This window comes from Gracilibacillus massiliensis, from assembly GCF_001458115.1.
Taxonomy (GTDB): domain Bacteria; phylum Bacillota; class Bacilli; order Bacillales; family Amphibacillaceae; genus Gracilibacillus; species Gracilibacillus massiliensis.
Map to the genome: position 1 here is coordinate 1 of NZ_CZRP01000013.1, position 19,457 is coordinate 19,457.

At 37.2% G+C, this 19,457-nt stretch carries 15 protein-coding genes, 1 rRNA gene, 2 riboswitches and 1 other annotated feature; of the genes, 7 read left to right on the top strand and 9 right to left on the bottom strand.

The genetic code is table 11. The features are described 5' to 3' along the window. From BN3107_RS12380 to rlmN, 3 genes are all read right to left on the bottom strand, one after another. Positions 1-196: ribosomal RNA gene (locus BN3107_RS12380) — 16S ribosomal RNA — on the bottom strand; the annotation flags it as partial. A 306-nt stretch (positions 197-502) separates the two neighbouring features. After that, on the bottom strand, positions 503-2,920 hold the full coding sequence (leuS, locus tag BN3107_RS12385; protein ID WP_058307974.1) for a leucine--tRNA ligase: 2,418 nt from the start codon (positions 2,918-2,920) through the stop codon (positions 503-505). 92 nt (positions 2,921-3,012) lie between these two features. After that, positions 3,013-3,226: a binding site (T-box leader), on the bottom strand. A gap of 818 nt (positions 3,227-4,044) precedes the next feature. Beyond that, the gene (gene rlmN / locus BN3107_RS12395) at positions 4,045-5,112 is read right to left on the bottom strand and encodes a 23S rRNA (adenine(2503)-C(2))-methyltransferase RlmN (RefSeq protein WP_058307976.1); all 1,068 of its coding nucleotides are present in this window, start codon (positions 5,110-5,112) and stop codon (positions 4,045-4,047) included. Positions 5,113-5,300: 188 nt separating this feature from the next. On the opposite strand from rlmN, the gene ilvB reads away from it, so the two are divergent. Further along, positions 5,301-6,974: a biosynthetic-type acetolactate synthase large subunit gene (ilvB, locus tag BN3107_RS12400; RefSeq protein WP_058307977.1), complete on the top strand. Its 1,674-nt coding sequence runs from the start codon at positions 5,301-5,303 to the stop codon at positions 6,972-6,974. A gap of 278 nt (positions 6,975-7,252) precedes the next feature. Continuing rightward, a complete protein-coding gene (locus tag BN3107_RS12405) occupies positions 7,253-7,453 on the top strand; it encodes a cold-shock protein (RefSeq protein WP_035726336.1) in 201 nt (66 codons plus the stop codon). A gap of 46 nt (positions 7,454-7,499) precedes the next feature. On the opposite strand, the gene BN3107_RS12410 is transcribed toward BN3107_RS12405, so the two are convergent. Beyond that, positions 7,500-7,853 carry a DUF488 domain-containing protein gene (locus BN3107_RS12410; RefSeq protein WP_058307978.1) on the bottom strand — a complete coding sequence of 118 codons (354 nt, stop codon included), beginning with the start codon at positions 7,851-7,853 and terminating at the stop codon, positions 7,500-7,502. Positions 7,854-7,943: 90 nt separating this feature from the next. On the opposite strand from BN3107_RS12410, the gene BN3107_RS12415 reads away from it, so the two are divergent. Beyond that, positions 7,944-8,945 carry an LLM class flavin-dependent oxidoreductase gene (locus BN3107_RS12415; protein ID WP_058307979.1) on the top strand — a complete coding sequence of 334 codons (1,002 nt, stop codon included), beginning with the start codon at positions 7,944-7,946 and terminating at the stop codon, positions 8,943-8,945. A 54-nt stretch (positions 8,946-8,999) separates the two neighbouring features. Here the strand turns inward: BN3107_RS12415 and BN3107_RS12420 are convergent, their stop codons facing one another. Then, positions 9,000-9,791 (bottom strand): alpha/beta hydrolase, encoded by a 792-nt coding sequence (locus BN3107_RS12420; RefSeq protein WP_058307980.1) that lies wholly within the window; start codon positions 9,789-9,791, stop codon positions 9,000-9,002. Between the two features lies 1 nt (position 9,792). Continuing rightward, positions 9,793-10,956, bottom strand: coding sequence for a serine hydrolase domain-containing protein (locus BN3107_RS12425; protein WP_058307981.1), 1,164 nt, complete (start codon positions 10,954-10,956; stop codon positions 9,793-9,795). A gap of 137 nt (positions 10,957-11,093) precedes the next feature. Here BN3107_RS12425 and BN3107_RS12430 point away from each other — a divergent pair, with 137 nt between their 5' ends. Next, complete coding sequence (locus BN3107_RS12430) at positions 11,094-12,578, top strand: MDR family MFS transporter (protein ID WP_058307982.1); 1,485 nt, start codon at positions 11,094-11,096, stop codon at positions 12,576-12,578. Between the two features lie 577 nt (positions 12,579-13,155). Here the strand turns inward: BN3107_RS12430 and BN3107_RS12435 are convergent. Continuing rightward, positions 13,156-13,587, bottom strand: coding sequence for a cell wall hydrolase (locus BN3107_RS12435; protein WP_058307983.1), 432 nt, complete (start codon positions 13,585-13,587; stop codon positions 13,156-13,158). 120 nt (positions 13,588-13,707) lie between these two features. Here BN3107_RS12435 and BN3107_RS12440 point away from each other — a divergent pair, with 120 nt between their 5' ends. Beyond that, positions 13,708-13,974, top strand: coding sequence for a hypothetical protein (locus BN3107_RS12440; RefSeq protein ID WP_058307984.1), 267 nt, complete (start codon positions 13,708-13,710; stop codon positions 13,972-13,974). Positions 13,975-14,004: 30 nt separating this feature from the next. Here the strand turns inward: BN3107_RS12440 and cobA are convergent, their stop codons facing one another. Beyond that, positions 14,005-14,757 carry a uroporphyrinogen-III C-methyltransferase gene (cobA, locus tag BN3107_RS12445; RefSeq protein ID WP_058307985.1) on the bottom strand — a complete coding sequence of 251 codons (753 nt, stop codon included), beginning with the start codon at positions 14,755-14,757 and terminating at the stop codon, positions 14,005-14,007. Next, complete coding sequence (locus BN3107_RS12450; protein ID WP_058309229.1) at positions 14,717-15,814, bottom strand: inorganic phosphate transporter; 1,098 nt, start codon at positions 15,812-15,814, stop codon at positions 14,717-14,719. Before BN3107_RS12450 ends, cobA begins: the two co-directional genes overlap by 41 nt. Positions 15,815-16,426: 612 nt before the next feature. Next, positions 16,427-16,525, bottom strand: a riboswitch (SAM riboswitch). 167 nt (positions 16,526-16,692) lie between these two features. Next, positions 16,693-16,782: riboswitch (SAM riboswitch) on the top strand. 73 nt (positions 16,783-16,855) lie between these two features. Between BN3107_RS12450 and BN3107_RS12455 the strand changes: the two genes are divergently transcribed. Both BN3107_RS12455 and BN3107_RS12460 read left to right on the top strand, forming a co-directional pair. After that, positions 16,856-17,953 carry a methionine biosynthesis PLP-dependent protein gene (locus BN3107_RS12455; protein ID WP_058307986.1) on the top strand — a complete coding sequence of 366 codons (1,098 nt, stop codon included), beginning with the start codon at positions 16,856-16,858 and terminating at the stop codon, positions 17,951-17,953. Further along, entirely contained in the window at positions 17,943-19,118 is a 1,176-nt protein-coding gene (locus tag BN3107_RS12460; RefSeq protein ID WP_058307987.1) for an aminotransferase class I/II-fold pyridoxal phosphate-dependent enzyme, read from the top strand. Before BN3107_RS12455 ends, BN3107_RS12460 begins: the two co-directional genes overlap by 11 nt. Positions 19,119-19,457: the final 339 nt, after the last annotated feature.

The following is a 19,457-nucleotide window of genomic DNA, read 5'->3' on the forward strand; positions in this document are numbered from 1 at the left end:
GTATTATCCGGTATTAGCCCCGGTTTCCCGGGGTTATCCCAGTCTTACAGGTAGGTTGCCCACGTGTTACTCACCCGTCCGCCGCTCGTTCCACGAACTTCCTCCCGAAGGATTCCGTTCGCTTCCCGCGCTCGACTTGCATGTATTAGGCACGCCGCCAGCGTTCGTCCTGAGCCAAGATCAAACTCTCAATAAAGTTGTCTTGCGCACAGTTTATCAAACTGGCTTGTTTCATGTTTCTATCATACTGGTTGTTTTGTTCAGTTTTCAAAGATCAATGTTTAAAGCGACAAATAAATTATAACAAACTCACTATTCACTGTCAATAACATTTCAACTCGTTTAACGAGTCAACTTTTCATATATTACAGACATTTTTATAAAAAGTCAAGAGTAAATTGTAATTTAATTAGTATTATTCTACAAACTCATTTATTTTATGCACGAAGTAGCATACTTAATAAAGAAAAGCCACCCTACTTTCAGGTGGCTTCGTTTAGTTTTAGTTCGCTACGATATTCACTAGTTTTCCTGGGACAACTATTACTTTACGAACCGTTTTTCCTTCTACACGCTCTTGAATAGCTTCTAACTCCAACGCCTTATTCTCTATTTCTTCTTTAGAAGCATTTTTATCGATCATCATTTTCGCACGAACTTTACCCATAATTTGAATAACAATTTCTACTTCGTTTTGTACTAATTTTGCTTCATCGTAAATAGGCCAAGGTTCATAAGATAGCGTCTCATCATGACCCAACAACTGCCAAATCTCTTCTGTTAAATGAGGAGCTACTGGAGACAATAACTTCACAAAACCTTCTACATAGTTTTTGGGGATCTCATTTGCTTTATATGCCTCATTAATAAATACCATCATTTGAGAAATACCTGTATTAAAACGTAAATCTTCAAAATTTTGTGTTACTACTTTTACAGTTTCATGATAGACTTTTTCAAGGTCTTCTGATCGATCCTGCTCAGTCACTTTCTCTGCTATTTGATTTTCATCTGTTACAAGCAATCTCCATACTCGGTCCAAAAATCTTCTTGCTCCATCCAATCCGTTTGTCGACCATGCTATAGAAGCATCTAATGGTCCCATAAACATTTCATACAAACGTAGAGTATCTGCACCATGAGTTTCTACAATTTCATCTGGATTTACTACATTACCTTTTGATTTACTCATTTTTTCATTATTTTCACCAAGGATCATCCCTTGGTTATACAATTTTTGGAACGGTTCCTTTGTTGGCACTACACCAATATCATACAAAAACTTATGCCAAAATCTAGCATATAGCAAGTGTAAAACCGCGTGTTCGGCGCCGCCAATATAAACATCAATCGGTAACCATTCTTTCAATGTATCAAAATCAGCTAATTTTTCCGAGTTATCCGGATCGACATATCGCAAGAAATACCAGCAACTGCCTGCCCACTGTGGCATGGTGTTGGTTTCACGGCGTCCTGTCATTCCAGTCTTTGGATCGGTTACTTTTACCCAATCCTCAATATTAGCTAATGGTGATTCGCCTGTTCCTGAAGGCTTAATCTCATCTGTTTTCGGAAGAACGATTGGTAAATCACTTTCAGGTACAGCAGACATTGAACCATCTTCCCAATGAATAACTGGGATTGGTTCACCCCAATATCGTTGACGACTAAATAACCAGTCGCGTAGTCGATAGGTTACTTTACGTTCTCCAACTCCATTTGACTCAAGCCATTCAATCGCTTTTGCAATACCGTCTTCTTTGTTTAATCCGTCCAAGAAGTCTGAATTAATATGGGGACCATCACCTGTAAAAGCTTCTGTTTCTACATTTCCACCTTCTAAAACAGGAATAATCTCTAATTGAAACTTTTGAGCAAATTCATAATCTCGCTCATCATGCGCAGGTACTGCCATAATGGCACCTGATCCATAAGTCATTAACACATAGTCCGCTACCCAAATAGGCAGTTTTTTCCCATTAATAGGATTAATGGCATATGCACCAGTGAAGACACCTGATTTATCCTTAGCTAAATCGGTTCTTTCTAGATCACTCTTTGTTTTTACATTATCAATATAGTCTTCCACTATTTGTTGTTGTTCATTGGTAACAACTTTTTCTACTAACGGATGTTCCGGAGCTAAAACTGCATATGTCGCCCCAAAAAGTGTGTCAGGTCTAGTAGTAAATACCGTGAAAGAGTCTGGATGGTTTTCAATCGTAAATGTTACTTCTGCACCTTCTGATCGTCCAATCCAATTACGTTGCATATCCTTAATGCTCTCTGGCCAATCTAGCTCATTTAAGTCTTCTAATAGACGATCTGCATAAGCTGTGATTTTTAACATCCATTGTTTCATTGGTTTTCTTTCAACTGGATGTCCACCTCTTTCACTTTTACCATCTATAACTTCTTCATTGGCTAAAACAGTTCCTAAAGCAGGGCACCAGTTAACAGGCACTTCATCAATATAAGCTAAACCCTTCTCATATAACTTTAAGAATATCCATTGCGTCCATTTGTAATAATTAGGATCCGTTGTATTAACTTCACGGTCCCAGTCATAAGAGAAACCTAAGTCTTGAATCTGACGTCGAAAAGTATTGATATTTTTTTCAGTGAATGCTGCTGGATCATTTCCAGTATCTAAAGCATACTGTTCAGCAGGTAAGCCAAAGGCATCCCAACCAATTGGATGTAATACTTCATAACCTTGCATTCTTTTCATTCTTGATAAGATATCTGTTGCGGTATAACCTTCAGGGTGTCCAACATGTAAACCAGCACCCGATGGATAAGGAAACATATCTAAAGCGTAAAATTTATCCTTATCAGATTGAGCATTTGTTTTAAATGTTTTATTTTCTATCCAGTAATTGCGCCACTTTCCCTCTATTTTAATATGATCAAACGACATTTCTGACATCCTCCTTCAAACCAATAAATAAGCTTTATATTATATAAAACAAAACATATGTTCTTGAACGCAAAAAAATCCCCCTAATCCCATAATGGGACGAGAGAGATTCCCGCGGTACCACCCAACATTAGTGTTATCAGACTAACACTCACTTCATTTCCTTAACGCGGAAAACGACAAAAGCTACTTTATTTCACTTCTGTAACATCTAAGGCGAGTTCGTAATGTATAGGAGTGACTCTCACCAACCGTCACCTCTCTTTACCTGTACTTTTTACTACTATTCCTCTTCATCGTTATGTATATAATGTATTTAGATAATCGACTTTACTTTCTGATAGTGTAAAGAATAGTCTTAATTTTGTCAAGAAGACATCATGCCATTCAATACTATCGGTACCCGAAATCGATCTTATAATATTGCTGAAAACTTCTTAATCTCCTCCCTTTTTATTAAAACTTACAGAGTTAGACAAAGAGGCTGGTCAGAAATAATTTCTTAACCTTAAACACGTAATATAGAATGTACTTTGTCACGCAGTAAAAGGATACTGTGCAATAAATGAAGTGGTAATTTTGAAATGTATTAATTACTAGATACCCGCTCCGGCTGCCCACTTCCCTTTCCGTGGGGTTTTCCCCTCAGCTAACTTTTCCAAGCACAAATCGCTTGAAAAAGTGGATCTTCAGGTAAAACATTCCCACAGGAGTGAAAGTGGACGGCCTGCGCTAATATACTTGTTCTACAATTACTGTGACAGATATCATTCTGAGCTTTCACTCCAAATAATGATTTTTTCAAAGGATAAAAATACCACTAAGCTTCCTGATGCTAGCGTTGCAGAATATCAAATTAGCGCAGGCGTCCACTTCGACTCCTAGGGGATCAGCGCGATCTGAAGATCCACTTTGTAAAGTGATCTTCTTTACAAAGTTAGCTGAAGACGCGCCCCCTGGAAAGCGAAGTGGGCAAGCCGTAGCGGTTGGTACGCTCATAATTACTGTCAAAATGACCACACCTATTATTACGCAGTATCTTCCTAAATACGCATAAAAATCCAAACGACCTATTCGAATCGTTTGGATTTTTATAATGATAAGTTGCTTTTGCATTTATTTTTTTAAGCGTTTTGTTTATCTTTTTTTATTTGTTTACTTCGAAGTTGTCCACAAGCAGCATCTATATCTGTTCCGTGTTCAACTCTAACACCACAATTGATACCATTTTCCAAGAGAACTTGATAAAAGTCTAATATTGCTTTTTTCTCACTTCGATCATATTGATTATGTTCATCAACTGGATTGTAAGGTATCAAATTCACATAGGATAAATGTCTCTTATTTTTTAATAAGGACACAAGTTGTTTTGCTTCTTCCTTGTGATCATTTACATCTTTCAATAGAATATATTCAAAGGTGATTCGACGATTTGTTTTTTCTAAATAATAATCAATGGCTGGCATCAATTTTTCCAATGGGAAAGCCTTATTAATTTTCATGATTCTCGTACGCAATTCATTATTTGGAGCATGCAACGATAATGCTAAGTTCACTTGTAAATTCTCATCTGCAAAATCATAAATTCGTTTTGCTAATCCGCTTGTAGAAACGGTTATATGACGTGCGCCAATCGCTAAACCATTCTGATCATTGACAACTCTCAGGAAATCCATCGTATTATCATAGTTATCAAACGGTTCTCCTATACCCATCACAACAATATGACTGACACGTTCTTCTTTACCTTTTGTATCAAGATGTTTCTGAACATTGATAATTTGCTCGACAATTTCCCCTGCATCTAGATCTCTATTTTTGGTAAGCAAACCACTAGCGCAGAACGAACAACCTATATTACATCCAACTTGAGTGGTCACACAAACAGAATAACCATAACTAAATTTCATTAAGACTGTCTCAATTAAGTTCCCATCTGTTAACTTAAATAGAAACTTTATCGTACCATCTTTAGATTCTTGTTTTATTTCTTCTGTTAATGATCCTAAATGAAAATTCTCTTCTAATACTAGTTGGCAATCTTTATTTAAATTATACATTTCTTCAAATGTGTCTACTCTTTTCTTATATAACCAATCCCAAACTTGCTTAGCGCGGAACTTTTTTTGTCCGTGTGTTACAAGCCAATCTTGTAATTGATCGAATGTTAACGAATAAATGGAGCTTTTCATGTAAAATCCCTCTTTTCCAAATAGCTCGTTTTTTCCATCATTTCATAATACTAAAAATCCGAATAACACGCAAGTTATTTTTAAGTTTATACACAGAGTCTAGTCTTACGTGATAAACATCACTACTGCAATCATTCAATCTCTTTACAATAAAATAAAAATGTACATAACAAAGGGGACGATCTATTGTGCAACTTGTACAGCCTACTTTTCAAAACCAATGTGGTCAGCTATTTATTGACTCATTTAAAAAAGCAAATTGTGCCACAGTGTTTGGTTCTGTTTACCAATCGATTTTTCTAAACAGAGATCAAGGTTTTCATCATCAACAACTAACACATGAACAATCTATCATTCATGCTGCAGATGGATATGCTCGTGCTACTGGAAAGACAGGTGTAGCTTTTGTCACTACTGATTTCGGAATTACGAATGCTGTAACAGGTATTGCAACCGCTCAGATAGATGGAATACCACTGCTTGTCTTCGTCCAAAAAAATCAATACACAGATGAATGCTTAGATGTTGAAACTATTACAAAACCTATTTGCAAGCATTATTTTCATCTTAAACATCACGAAAATATTACTAGCATTATTAAAGAAGCAAACAAGTTAGCCTTAAGTGGTCGTAAAGGTGTCATTATTATTGAATTCTCCAGTAATCTATTTATAGAAGCAAATAATAACCAACTACACCCAAAACAACTTACATCTATAGAAAAGATGGACTCAAACATTTCAATGAAACAATTGGATCACATCGTCAACCAAATACAGCATGCTAAGCAACCAATCCTCCTAATTGGAGGAGGAGTTATCCATTCTGGTGCTAGCAGCATTGTAAATGCTTTTATTAAAAAAACACAAATACCTTTTACAAGTACATTAATGGGGTTAGGTGCGATAGGTGTTGAGGATCCGTTGCACTTAGGCATGCTAGGTATGCATGGGACATACGCTGCGAATCGAGCAGTGCATCAATGTGACTTACTTATTTGTCTAGGTGTCCGCTTTAGTGATCGAATTACTGGTAAAACAAAAGGCTTTTCTCCTGATTCAATCAAAATACAGATCGAGATTGATCCGGCTGAAGTTAATAAAAATGTAGCTGTGGACTTACCTGTTATTGGGGACATTCAAGATGTTTTAACAATGATTGTGGATAGATTAGATGGTTTTTGTGCGAATCATTGGGGAAATCAAGTAATCAAATGGAAGAAAACTTCTCCTCAATTTTCGAAATCTACCAGTTTGCTCAAACCAGATGCCATCATTCGTGAAGTTCATCGTTTTTCTCCTGAAAATACAGTAGTTGCAACAGATGTTGGACAGCACCAAATGTGGACTGCACTTCATTACCCATTTGATCGACCTCGTCAACTTTTAACCTCTGGTGGATTTGGGACAATGGGTTATGGTTTACCAGCAGCAATTGGAGCAGCTGTTAGTGGTAATAATCAGCCGGTCGTTTGTTTTACAGGAGACGGCAGTATTCAGATGAATATTCAAGAGTTATATCATGTTGCTAAAAATAATTTAAATGTAAAAGTAATTATATTACGTAACGGTTATCTAGGAATGGTTAGACAATGGCAACAGCTATTTTACAAAAACAAATATTCGCAAGTCAAAATAACATCACCAGATTTTCTTTCAGTTGCTGAAAGTTTTGGTATCAGTGGTTTTCGTGCTACCAATTATGAAGAAGCAGTAAACATTATCCGAAAAGCTTTTGCTAACGATCAGCCAGGATTATTAGATTTCGTTATCGAAGAAGAAGTTAACGTATATCCAATCGTACCACCCGGTGGAAAAAACACGGATGCCATCCAGCACGAAAATCATTCTACATTACAATAATTCGTTACCGTCCCATTACCAAATATAGCTGCATTCAAGTAGTTCTCCAATAGTATTCTTGAGAAAGAAATCCGCTGAGATAGATAGATGAAATACAACAATTTAATGAACTTTTTTTGTACCTGCTCTTGCAATTTTGTTATTCACTTGCTATAATGAATTTAGCTATTTTGTTCGATGACACCTTCAAGTATCGTAACGTTAAGTTTTCGTTTTGAGGCAAGAGCAAGAATAGTAATACATTTGTGTGATCGGTTCACACTAGGAGGAAAAGAATTATGGTACAAGGTACAGTAAAATGGTTTAACGCAGACAAAGGTTTTGGATTTATCGAAGTTGAAGGACAAGACGATGTATTCGTTCACTTCTCTGCTATCCAAGGCGAAGGCTTTAAAACACTTGAAGAAGGTCAAAGCGTAACTTTCGACATCGAAGAAGGTAACCGTGGACCACAAGCAGCTAACGTAGAAAAAAACTAATTTAGCTCTTTATAGAAAAACGCTTATGCTCAGGCATAAGCGTTTTTTATTTAGTCAATAATTCCTTTAAGATAACTACATGGTTATACTTTAACTCTTTCGTTGCAAATACTAACGTAATATCTCCATTGTGCTTTTGATAATAGTCCTTCAGCTGTTCTAAAGCTTCTTTTTTTTCTGAATCTGTCTGTAATTCTTCTACATACGCTTGCTTAAAGCTCTGAAATTTATCTGGATCATGGCCAAACCATTTTCTTAACTTTGAGGATGGACCAATCTCCTTTAACCAAACATCTAATTGTGCCTTCTCTTTTGAGACACCTCTCGGCCACACACGGTCAACCAAAATCCTACAACCATCTTTATTGCTAACGTCCTCATATATTCGTTTTAACTGCATAGTATACCTCCTCTTAAGCAAATTAGTAGACCTTTCTTATCTTGAAGCGTATCATTTTTTACATGCTCAAGTAAATAAAGGAGTGATTTTATGTCGAAGCCATTTTCAAATGTAAAATTTTCAATATTAGATTTAGCACCTGTCTTAGCTGGAAAAAGTGCTTCCTTATCGTTTCAAAATAGTGCAGATCTAGCTCAGTATGGAGAGAATCTCGGATACCATCGCTATTGGTTAGCTGAACATCACAATATGCCCGGGATTGCGAGTTCTGCAACATCGCTTGTGATAAGTCATATCGCCAGTCATACAGAAAAAATACGAGTTGGTGCTGGAGGTATTATGTTACCAAACCATGCTCCCTTAGTTATCGCAGAACAATTTGGGACATTGGATGCACTTTATCCGGATCGTATTGATCTTGGTTTAGGACGTGCACCCGGAAGTGACCAAGCAACAGCATTTGCATTAAGACGAACATTAAATAGCAGTCCAGATGATTTTCCTAATCAGGTCGAAGAGTTAGAATCCTATTTTGAGGGAACTGCTAGAGTAAAAGCCGTACCTGGTAATGGAGCAAATGTGCCATTATGGTTGCTAGGTTCTAGTGATTTCAGTGCACGCTTAGCTGCGGAGAAAGGTTTACCTTTTGCCTTCGCTAGTCACTTTTCACCAGATTATACATTACCAGCACTAAGAATTTACCGGGAACGTTTTACACCATCCAATCAACTTAGCAAACCGCTTGCGATGGTTGGGGTCAATATTATTGCCGCTGAATCAACAGAAAAAGCAAAATGGTTAGCCACCTCACAGCAACAACAATTCTTGTCATTAATTCGTGGTGCACCATCCGAACTGCAGCCACCAATCGATGATATTGATAACGAATGGTCTATTTACGAAAAAGCTTCTGTAGAGAAATCTGTAAATAGTAAAACGACTATTATAGGAGATAAAGATGCTGTCCGCGAAAAACTGGCGGCTTTTATTGAAGAAACAGAAGCAGACGAAGTCATCATTAATTCACAAATTTATGACCATGAGGCAAGAAAGAAATCCTACCAGATTGTTTCCGATATAGTAAGTGAATAAGAGAGAAGAGGACAAACACAACGATAGAATTTGTATTTGTCCTCTTTCTTATTTTTAGCTTCTGCTGATTGGAAGCCACGCAAGTACTTCTTGAATTTTCTCGTCCCAATAGCCCCACTCATGTGTTCCATTTGTAAAAGTGTGCGTTAAAGGCAAGTTGGTTTCTTGGGCAAATTGGTGAAATTTTTTATTGTCTTCCCATAGAAAGTCTTCTGTTCCGCATGCTTGAAACAGCATTGGAATCGGTTCTCCAGATTTTTGTAACTGCCTAATTAAATAAAATAAATCTTCTTCTGAATTTTTTAATGTTGAGTCACCGTACACATGAAATAACGCAGAACTAATTGGACTTTCTTCCTGATGAACGGAATTCACATGATTGGCAATATCTAAGACACCAGATAGACTTGCAGCTGCAGCGAAATCCTGTGGTTTCCTTAATGCCCATTTAAAAGCACCATAGCCTCCCATAGATAGGCCTGCAACAAAATTGTCTTCTCTTTTAGCTGAAAGCGGAAAAAAGGACCTTGCAATTTTAGGTAGTTCTTCCGAAATAAAAGTCCAATACTGCTTGCCGTATTCCATATCAGCATAGAAACTATGATCGACTTGCGGCATAACGACTGCAATCCCATACTCTGCCGCATATCTTTCGATCGACGTTCTTCTTGACCAGATCGTATGGTCGTCGCTAAAGCCATGCAATAAATATAGCGTAGGGATTTTGCCTTCGTTACGATTGTTTTTTAGTCCGATCTGTGTCGATGTTTCTTCAGGTAAAATTACAGTCATCGATGTACTAATGGTTAAAACTTCAGAAAAAAAGTCACATTTTATTAGAGCCATACTATTTTCCCCCTTCGCTTATTCCTCCGTATATAACATTTCGTATTCTCGGTTGATGATAAAATTCAAAATTCGGTAACATTTGTTGCATATAAACAGCGGACAATTGTTTATGAGGATCGATAAAGACATAGGTACCTGCTAAACCAGACCAACCGAATTCTCCTAAGGTACTGTTACTGCCACCTTTTGTTTGATCGGTCATGACTCTCACACCTAAACCGTACCCGTAGCCATTATCATAATTCCATCCTAACTCAGGCAACATATCGTCAGGTAAATGGTTCTGAGCCATTAACTCGATAGTGTTTTTACTAAGTATCGTAACCCCCTCAATGGTTCCACCTTTTGCAAGACAATGGGCAAACTTTTGGTAATCCTCAAGCGTTGCATGCAAACCTGCCCCACCACTTTCAAATACAGCAATAGGCTCTGCATCACTATCTAACCAAGTATTTTCCACTAACTCTCCTGTTTCTTTTCGATCATATAAAGCTGCTAGACGATTTTTTTTAGCGACAGGAATCTTAAAAAATGTATCATTCATTTTAAGTGGTTGAAAAATATGCTCGTCTAAATAAGTGCCGAATGACATACCTGTTACTTCCTCTATTAATGCTCCGATCACATCATGACTTAGACCATATTTCCAGTGTGAACCAGGATGAAATTCCAATGGATTATTTGCTAAGGCGATGGTCAACTCTCTTAGTTTCGATCTCTGTTCAGATTCTTTTTTATCTCTCACCTCAGCCATTACTTTACTAGTCATCCTTTCCACTTCTGTTGCTTCCCCACCATATGTAATCCCTGATGTCATCGTAAAAAGGTCCTTGATTAAAATATCTCGATCTGCCTCTATCAACTTCCCATTTTCTAATACTTTCATATCCTTGAATTCTGGTAAGTAATCAGATAAAGGATCCGTCAATAGAAATTCACCTTGTTCTAATAATTGTAAGCCCGCTACACAAGTGACTACCTTTGACATCGAATAAATTCGATAAATCGTTTTATCCGTTATTGTTTTTTTCTTATGAAGATCTGCATAGCCAAAATAATTTTCATATAAAGTTTGATTATCCTTTTTTACAGACAATGCTACACCTGATGGACCCTTTTCAAGAAAATTCTTTAATAATTTATCTAATCGACTTTCTAGCATACTATTACCTCCTCATGATATCGCTTTCTTTATTTTACCACAAAAAGGTAGTTCGGCTTTACAAATTTGCATTTCAATACATTCTCCTTATTTTCTGATACAATAATAACAATTTAAGGTAAAGGGCTGAATATAAAATGGTAGATCAAAAAACCAACCGTCCCCTCGTATTAGTAGCACTTGTATTATCGATGTTTATGGCAGCTATTGAAGGCACTATTGTCGCAACTGCCATGCCTAATATTGTAGCGGACTTAGGTGGATTTTCTTTATATAGTTGGGTGTTTTCAAGTTTCCTATTAATGCAAGCGGTAACCACTATGGTTTACGGTAAGTTAGCTGATCTATTCGGCAGAAAACCGGTTTTTATTATTGGTGTCATCATATTTCTAATAGGCTCGGTTTTGTGTGGTATCGCACCAACAATGGGATTACTTATTGTATTTCGACTTATTCAAGGTCTTGGTGCTGGCGCCATACAACCTATCGTAACAACTATAGTTGGTGACATGTACACAGTCGAGGAACGCGCTAAAGTACAAGGTTACCTGGCAAGCGTCTGGGGAATTTCATCTGTAATAGGCCCTTTATTAGGTGGTATAATCGTTCAATTTATCGATTGGGCTTGGATATTTTGGATGAATATTCCCATTGGTATAATAGGACTGATTGGTGTCATCCTATATTTTCATGAAAAAGTCGACAAAGAACAAAAATCAATCGACTACCTTGGATCTAGTTTATTTTTTATTGCGATTTCAGCGTTAATCGTCGTTTTTGTACAAGCAGGGACCAATTGGGCATGGCTCTCTATCGAATCAATTAGTCTATTACTGCTTTTCTTTATTGGCATTGGTATCTTTTTATGGCAGGAGAAGCGAGCGCCATCACCTATGATGCCACTTTATTTATGGAGCAATAAACTTATTGTGATTGCTAATCTAGCAACATTGCTCTCCGGAATGATCATTTTAGGATTGTCAAGCTTCCTCCCAACCTATGTACAAGCTGTTATGGGAGAATCCGCAATAGTGGCTGGTTTTACCTTGAGCACACTTTCGATTGGCTGGCCGATTTCAGCAACCTTAGCAGGTCATCTTGTTTTAAGAATAGGTTTTCAGTGGACTGCGTTCGCAGGTGGCTTTGCACTATTTGTTGGGACTCTTTTATTTTTTATGCTTGACGCTGATAAAGGACCGATTTACGCAGGTATTAGCTCATGTGTGGTTGGTATCGGAATGGGGCTTTCTTCGACCACTTTTATTGTTGCGATTCAAAATACGGTGACTTGGCATGAACGTGGAGTAGCTACTTCACTTAATATGTTTATGCGTATCATTGGTAGTGCTGTGGGTGCCGCTTTTTTGGGTGGTCTACTTAATATGCAGTTGCAAAGTTATTATCAGCAAAAAGGAGAAGACATTGAAATTGCAAGTACGGATGTTTTATTGGACGAGGGTATGCGAGAAACAATACCAGCTGAAACGCTAGCTTCTATGCAAGATGGCCTTACCTTTGCACTGCATACGGTCTATACAGGTTTATTTATTATCGGTTCACTCACCTTTGTGTTACTCTGGTTCTTCCCAAAAGTCCAACTCAAAAAAGAACCCGAGAAATAACCCGCAAACTCATACAAAATACTACTTCAAAAAGATGAGCAAAAGCAGGATTATTCGACACAATTGTAGTGGTAATTATGAGATATTTCATGCGCTTTGCAACCGCTCCGGCTTGTCCGTTTCCCTTTCCGCGGGTTTTTCTCCTCAGCTAACTTTTTAAGCACAGTTCGCTTAAAAAGTGGATCTTCGGATAAAAACTTCCCGCAGGAGTGGAAACGGACGCCTGCGCTTTTTTTATGCTCTACAACTAAAGCAAGAGAGTGCATTTTTGCTATAATCACAATCTTTTGTGGTAAATATTTTAGAAATAATCCAAAATAACAGCATTTGCAAAAATTGTAGAATCTCATTGAGCGTAGGCGGCCACTACAACTCCAATGGGACTTGTTTTTCCTGAAGATCCACTTTTCCATGCGGTTTTTGCTTGGAAAAGTTAGCTGAAGGAAAAACCCCATGGAAAGGGGAGTGGCCAAGCCGGAGCGGATACTACACTCATACATCATTTCAAAATTACTTCAAGGTTATGTCCTATAATTCTTCATTTGTAATACTCCCGCTGATCACAAGTCTCTCTTTATTAGAATGTTTCAAATACGCTTTGGCATTCGGATTCTGTTGGGGTGTAGAAGCAGTGGCTTTTAAATCGGCCCGTGTTCCATTGACCAAACCACTGCTCAGGACAACTTCCTTCCGGTCGGAAAAACCAAAGTGCATAACTAGCTGGATGATTACGTTCCCCTCCAATTGATTTACGAGCAAGTCTTATTTCTTTCTCTCGCGCCCGTTGATAAAAATAACCTTTTTGGGTTGCTTCAAACCCTCCTGGACTCTGATATACCATGCGATTTATCGTATTAATATCTTCAAAATCTAAACAACGCGCCTTTACACGATTTACACCTACATTTCCGACCATCAACATACCTAATTGTCCATCACCTTCCGCTTCTGCTCGCATTAAACGTGCTAACAATCTCACATCCGCTTCATTTGCTTTAATAACAGCCATATATATACCTCCTCTATTTTCTTTATATTCAGATACACCGAAATGATGAATGTCCAACTCCCTATCAATCGATGTAATCCTTTTCATAATATGCTATACTAGTCACAGGAGGTGTTGCTGATGCAACTTAGCAATTTCATCTTACACAAGGATATTTTGTTAATCCATGCTGATATTAATGGAAATGATTATGTCTTCACCGTTAAATGGACAACGATCGAAAATAAAAAAGGCGGAGAATGGGAATTGAAATCCTATTTAAATAATTCCAATGGAAAAAAAGACTTAACCGATAACCAGTTAGAGGAATTTTTAGAACGTATTAATCCAAATTGGGACTGGGAAAAGGATCAACAACAAATTTTAAATGTAATAAAAGATGACTAGTTTTAATTTAAACTAGTCATCTTTTATTCCTTATAAAGAAATAGTTTCACACTGTTCTTTAAACCATTTGATCTTTTCATGTAATTTCACTACTTCTCCAATCACAATCATCGAAGGATTACTTACCTCATCTAATCTTTCTACAATGGTTTGTAAATCTGCAACAACTGTTTTTTGGTGAGTTAATGTACCCCAGTGAATGATCGCAACTGGTGTAGTACTTGGTAAACCCGCTTCCTCTAACTTCTCACAAATAACAGGAAAATTTTTAATACCCATATAAAAGCATAACGTTTCTGTACCAAAAGCAATGTGACGCCATTCATCCAACGTTTTTGATTGTGGGTTAGCACCATTAATAAAACTTACGGAACCACTGACATGACGATGAGTAAGAGGAATACCAGCATAAGCCGCGGCACTAATTCCTGATGTTATTCCCGGTACAACTTCATAATTGATCTCTCTTTCTTCCAAATATAACGCTTCTTCTCCACCTCTTCCAAAGATAAAAGGATCTCCTCCTTTTAAACGAGTTACGACTTTTCCTTTATTAGCATAATAAACTAACTGTTCATTAATATAATCTTGAATCACTCCATGTTTGTTTGGCTCTTTCCCACAAAAGATCCGTACTGCGCTTTCTTTGGCATATTCAAGTAATGATATATTTACTAATCGGTCATATAGAATAACATCTGCTTCCTTAATTGCCCTTACTCCTTTTAATGTAATTAATTCTTCATCTCCTGGACCTGCTCCCACTATATAGACTTTTCCCATGATGCTCCCATCCTTTTCTTAATGTGACTTTTGTTGGTTGCTCTCTAAACCTTACTAATATATACGTAGCTACAATAGCTAGGGTAAGTAATACAACTTGATCAAATGAGTATTGAATTAGTACCTCTGTTAAGGAAAATGCAAATATTAAGGAGACAATCGGTGAAGTCACCCAAACTTTTGCTATCTTATGAATAATTTTTTGTTTCCAAACTAAAGTTATATCGTTACTTGCACTGATACCAACAATAGCTGAAGTTGTAATTTGTGTCATAGGTATTGGAACTCCTAACAGTGACGCTCCTACAACTAAACTTCCTGTAGCACTAGATATGACAATCCCATTCCCTAATGAAAGTGACGTAATTTTTTTAGCATTTGTTTCTAAGACTCTTCCACCAAAGAAAATACTACCAAACGCAACAATGATAGCCATGAAAGGTAAACCAAATTCCATAGAAACAATTCCTGCACCGACTAATGGACCTAAAGCATTAGCAACATTATTCATACCAGCTGCCATCGCTTCGATTATGCCCGTTAGAAGTAATATAGATGCCAATACTTTGGCAGATGGACGAAAATGAACACGATCCTTAAAACGAAGTCTCAGTTTCTCTAACAAAAATGTAACCAAAAATGCGACAACCGGTACGATCACCCAAAAAGATATAATCCACAGTATAGTGTAAATGTTTAATTGTTGGTAACTTAACCCTACACCAATAATAGCCCCTACCGTAACCTCGCTCGTGGATAACGGAATTCCAATATAATTTGTGATCATTATCGTAAAAGCAGCAACAATTAAAATAATACAGGCTACTTTTACATCCAATATCTGTTCTGGAATGATTCCTTTCCCTAACGTATTGGTAACAAATTGCCCACCTAATACAGCACCGATCACAGCGCCTATTCCAGCAATTAGAAGTGCATATATTCTTTTTTTAATGACTTGACTTCCATAAACGATACTCATACTAGCAGCAGAACCACTTGCACCTATATTAAATGCAAACATACAGGCAGCTACTAAAGCAATCACTGTCAACATCGACAACTACCAACTCTCCCGCTTCAGCGTTTAAATAAATAAATTCAATAGGATAACTTGGATTTAAAGTTTAAAAAATTTATATTTATTATACTTAAAATAATCTATAATTCAGAACCTTCTCTATCTTATAAATAATTAACATAATTATTGAACAAAAGAAGGAAAGTTCTACATAATTCTAGTGGGTACTTTGAAAATGCTATACGTGCTTAGTAACCGCTTCGGCTTGCCCACTTCGCTTTCCATGGGGTTTTCCCTTCAGCTAACTTTTCAGGGAAAACAATCCCATTGGAGTCGAAGTGGCCGCCTACGCTCAGTAAGACTTTACAACAATTGCAATTGCTAACACTTTGGATTGTTACAAATATGTGCTTATTTTTGTTGATAATAATAAGTAATCTAAAGAAATACGTAGGTGATATTGAATAAAGCCATCAAGCGTAGGCGGCCGCTTTCACTCCTGTGGTAGCCGAAGCGATTGCAAAGAACATATAATATTTCATAATTACCACAACAGTACTGTCACATTATCCTGCTTTTTTTTATCAGATTTGTTTCAATTCTGCACAAAAAAACTTCTACTTTTGCAGATAAAAGTAGAAGTTCGTTCTCTTATCTGCCAAGTATTCCTTGCTGGATGTAGCACAGTGCATTTGCCTGTTGCTGAGAATTCATTGGGCCAGTTCCCTCCTTCTCTCTGGATAAGTTTATTTTATTTTTCATTTTTTACCATTTCAGTAACAATGTACATACTATAATTGATTATGAAAAAAAAGTCAATAGGCTGTCATTTATTATTTTTTTAATATTTATTATTGTAATATTTTCCTTTTTATTGTATGATTAATGTATGAATTTTCCAAATATATTGTAAATCCTTATCAAGAGAGGTTTAGGGACTGGCCCGTTGACACCTCAGCAACCAGCAAGCGATTGTATGGTGCTAAATCCAGAAAAGATAAGAAGATAGTATCCTTAACCAGAGGCCTTCTACTTATCGAAGGTCTTTTTTATTTGGATGGAAAGGACGGATTGAGAATGGAATATATCGAAACGATACTTGCGCAAATTGGTAATCGGAAAGACAAACGAACTGGAGCTGTTGAAGCACCCATTTATTTATCGACAGCCTATCAGCATCCAACACTTGGTCAATCTACGGGATATGATTACAGTCGAACCGCTAATCCGACTAGAGAAATTGTCGAAGAAGCAATTGCTAAATTAGAGCAAGGAATCCAAGGATTTGCGTGCTCATCTGGAATGGCGGCGATTCACCTTGTATTTTCATTATTTCAGAAAAATGATGAAATATTAGTCTCAGAAGATATATATGGTGGAACGTACCGACTTTTTCAACACTATGAGCAATCTTATCAGATAAAACCAATATATGCAGAAACAGATCATTTTGAGAATCATTTAACGAGCAACACAAAAGCAATATTTATCGAAACACCAACAAATCCCTTACTGCTAGAAATTAATATAGGAGAAATAGCATCTTTTGCCAAAAAACATGACTTATTATTAATCGTAGACAACACCTTTTATACACCGTATCTACAACAACCGTTAACAGAGGGAGCCGACATAGTTGTCCATTCTGCAACCAAGTACCTAGGTGGACATAATGATGTATTAGCAGGACTAGTTGTTGTCAACAATCAATCATTAGCTGACAAATTATTCTATCTACATAATGCCATTGGTGCTGTACTTTCACCACTCGATTCCATGTTGCTAATTAGAGGTATGAAAACTTTATCTTTAAGAATGGAAAAACAACAAGAGAATGCCAAACATCTAGCAGCGTTTTTATTAAGCATTTCTGATATTAAAGATGTTCTCTACCCGGGAAAAGGAGCAATGATTAGCTTCCGTGTTTCGAGAGCTGATATCATACCGAATTTCCTAGAAAACTTAAAAATTATCTCTTTTGCTGAAAGTTTAGGCGGGGTCGAAAGTTTTATTACTTACCCAGCTACTCAAACACATGGAGACATCCCAAAAGAAGAGCGAGAAAGACGAGGAATTTGTGACAGATTATTACGCTTCTCTGTCGGGATTGAACATGTGGAAGAACTTAAACAAGATATTCAGCAAGCATTAGGAGGAAGTAAAAATGACTTATAAAAAACAAACAACACTAGCACACGGCGGCCAACATCAAGGTTACCATGAAGAAGCTACTGGTGCGGTTAACACACCGATATACTTGTCATCGACATTTCATCAAAAACAACTGAATGAATTAGGACCTTATGATTACACAAGATCAGGGAATCCTACCAGAACCCAATTGGAAAAAACAATCGCTTCTTTAGAAAATGGAACAGACGGTTTTGCCTTTTCATCTGGTATGGCTGCCATCTCATCTGCCTTTATGTTGTTACATTCAAATGAACATATCGTCATTTCAAAAGATGTTTACGGCGGTACCTTTCGATTTGTAACACAATTATTAAGTCAGTTTTCAATTAGTCATACCTTTGTCGATATGACGGATATTGATGAAGTAGCACGAGCTATTCAGAGTAACACTCGGGTTATCTATATGGAAACGCCCGCTAATCCTCTATTACAAATTACAGATATTAGAGCTATTGTGGCGTTAGCCAAGGAAAACAACTGCTATACTTATCTAGATAATACCTTTATGACGCCATTACACCAGCAACCATTAGACTTAGGAGTAGATATTGTGTTACATAGCGCAACTAAATTTCTTTCAGGTCATAGTGACATTGTAGCAGGATTAGCGGTAACAAAAGACAACAGTTTAGCAGAAAAGCTATCATTTGTGCAAAATACGTATGGTGCTGTGTTGAGTGTGCAAGATTGTTATCAATTGATACAAGGAATGAAAACGTTGGAACCCCGTTTCAGCAAAAGTACTAGGTCTGCCCAGCAAATTGCTGAACATTTATCAGACCATCCTGCAATCGAAAATATTTATTATCCAGGATTAGCGAGTCATCCAGGAGCAGATGTCCATGCTTCCCAATCCACGAGTCCAGGAGCTGTTTTGTCTTTTGAATTAAAGAAGGGTATAGATGTTCAACAATTTGCAAATGACATCACTTTGCCGGTAATTGCTGTTAGTTTAGGGGCAGTAGAGTCGATTTTATCTTATCCGGCGACAATGTCACATGCTGCTATGCCAGTAGAAGAAAGAGAAGTGAGAGGGATCAGTGATCGTTTATTCCGACTTTCAGTTGGTATTGAAGACGTAGAAGATTTATTAGAAGACCTAGAAAACGCACTAAACCAAACCACCGCAGTGAATTTGTACACATAAAAAGAATGCTATGCAATAAAAAATGTAGTCATTATGACATGATTTGTGTGCTAAGAAACCGCTTCGGCTTGTCCGCTTCCCTTTCCACGGTTTTTTCTCCTCAGCTAACTTTGGTAAGCAAAAACCGCTTACCAAAGTGGATCTTCGGAGAAAAACATCCCGTAGGAGTTGAAGCGGACGCCTACGCTAATTTGATATTCTACAAAGCTAGTATGAGGTAGCACTATGTTATTTCTCTCATGTGATAAATTCGTTGATTGGAGTAACAGCTCAAAATGCTATCTGTCACAATAGTTGTAGAACAAATTTATTAGCGCAGGCCGCCCACTTTCACTCCTG

What these genes read in the sequence shown, in the direction of transcription:
- leuS (WP_058307974.1), bottom strand. Translation starts at nt 2,920, where the DNA reads ATGTCGTTTGATCATATTAAAATAGAGGGAAAGTGGCGCAATTACTGG.
- rlmN (WP_058307976.1), bottom strand. Translation starts at nt 5,112, where the DNA reads ATGAAAAGCTCCATTTATTCGTTAACATTCGATCAATTACAAGATTGG.
- BN3107_RS12405 (WP_035726336.1), top strand. Translation starts at nt 7,253, where the DNA reads ATGGTACAAGGTACAGTAAAATGGTTTAACGCAGACAAAGGTTTTGGA.
- BN3107_RS12410 (WP_058307978.1), bottom strand. Translation starts at nt 7,853, where the DNA reads ATGCAGTTAAAACGAATATATGAGGACGTTAGCAATAAAGATGGTTGT.
- BN3107_RS12415 (WP_058307979.1), top strand. Translation starts at nt 7,944, where the DNA reads ATGTCGAAGCCATTTTCAAATGTAAAATTTTCAATATTAGATTTAGCA.
- BN3107_RS12420 (WP_058307980.1), bottom strand. Translation starts at nt 9,791, where the DNA reads ATGGCTCTAATAAAATGTGACTTTTTTTCTGAAGTTTTAACCATTAGT.
- BN3107_RS12425 (WP_058307981.1), bottom strand. Translation starts at nt 10,956, where the DNA reads ATGCTAGAAAGTCGATTAGATAAATTATTAAAGAATTTTCTTGAAAAG.
- BN3107_RS12430 (WP_058307982.1), top strand. Translation starts at nt 11,094, where the DNA reads ATGGTAGATCAAAAAACCAACCGTCCCCTCGTATTAGTAGCACTTGTA.
- BN3107_RS12435 (WP_058307983.1), bottom strand. Translation starts at nt 13,587, where the DNA reads ATGGCTGTTATTAAAGCAAATGAAGCGGATGTGAGATTGTTAGCACGT.
- BN3107_RS12440 (WP_058307984.1), top strand. Translation starts at nt 13,708, where the DNA reads ATGCAACTTAGCAATTTCATCTTACACAAGGATATTTTGTTAATCCAT.
- cobA (WP_058307985.1), bottom strand. Translation starts at nt 14,757, where the DNA reads ATGGGAAAAGTCTATATAGTGGGAGCAGGTCCAGGAGATGAAGAATTA.
- BN3107_RS12450 (WP_058309229.1), bottom strand. Translation starts at nt 15,814, where the DNA reads ATGTTGACAGTGATTGCTTTAGTAGCTGCCTGTATGTTTGCATTTAAT.
- BN3107_RS12455 (WP_058307986.1), top strand. Translation starts at nt 16,856, where the DNA reads ATGGAATATATCGAAACGATACTTGCGCAAATTGGTAATCGGAAAGAC.
- BN3107_RS12460 (WP_058307987.1), top strand. Translation starts at nt 17,943, where the DNA reads ATGACTTATAAAAAACAAACAACACTAGCACACGGCGGCCAACATCAA.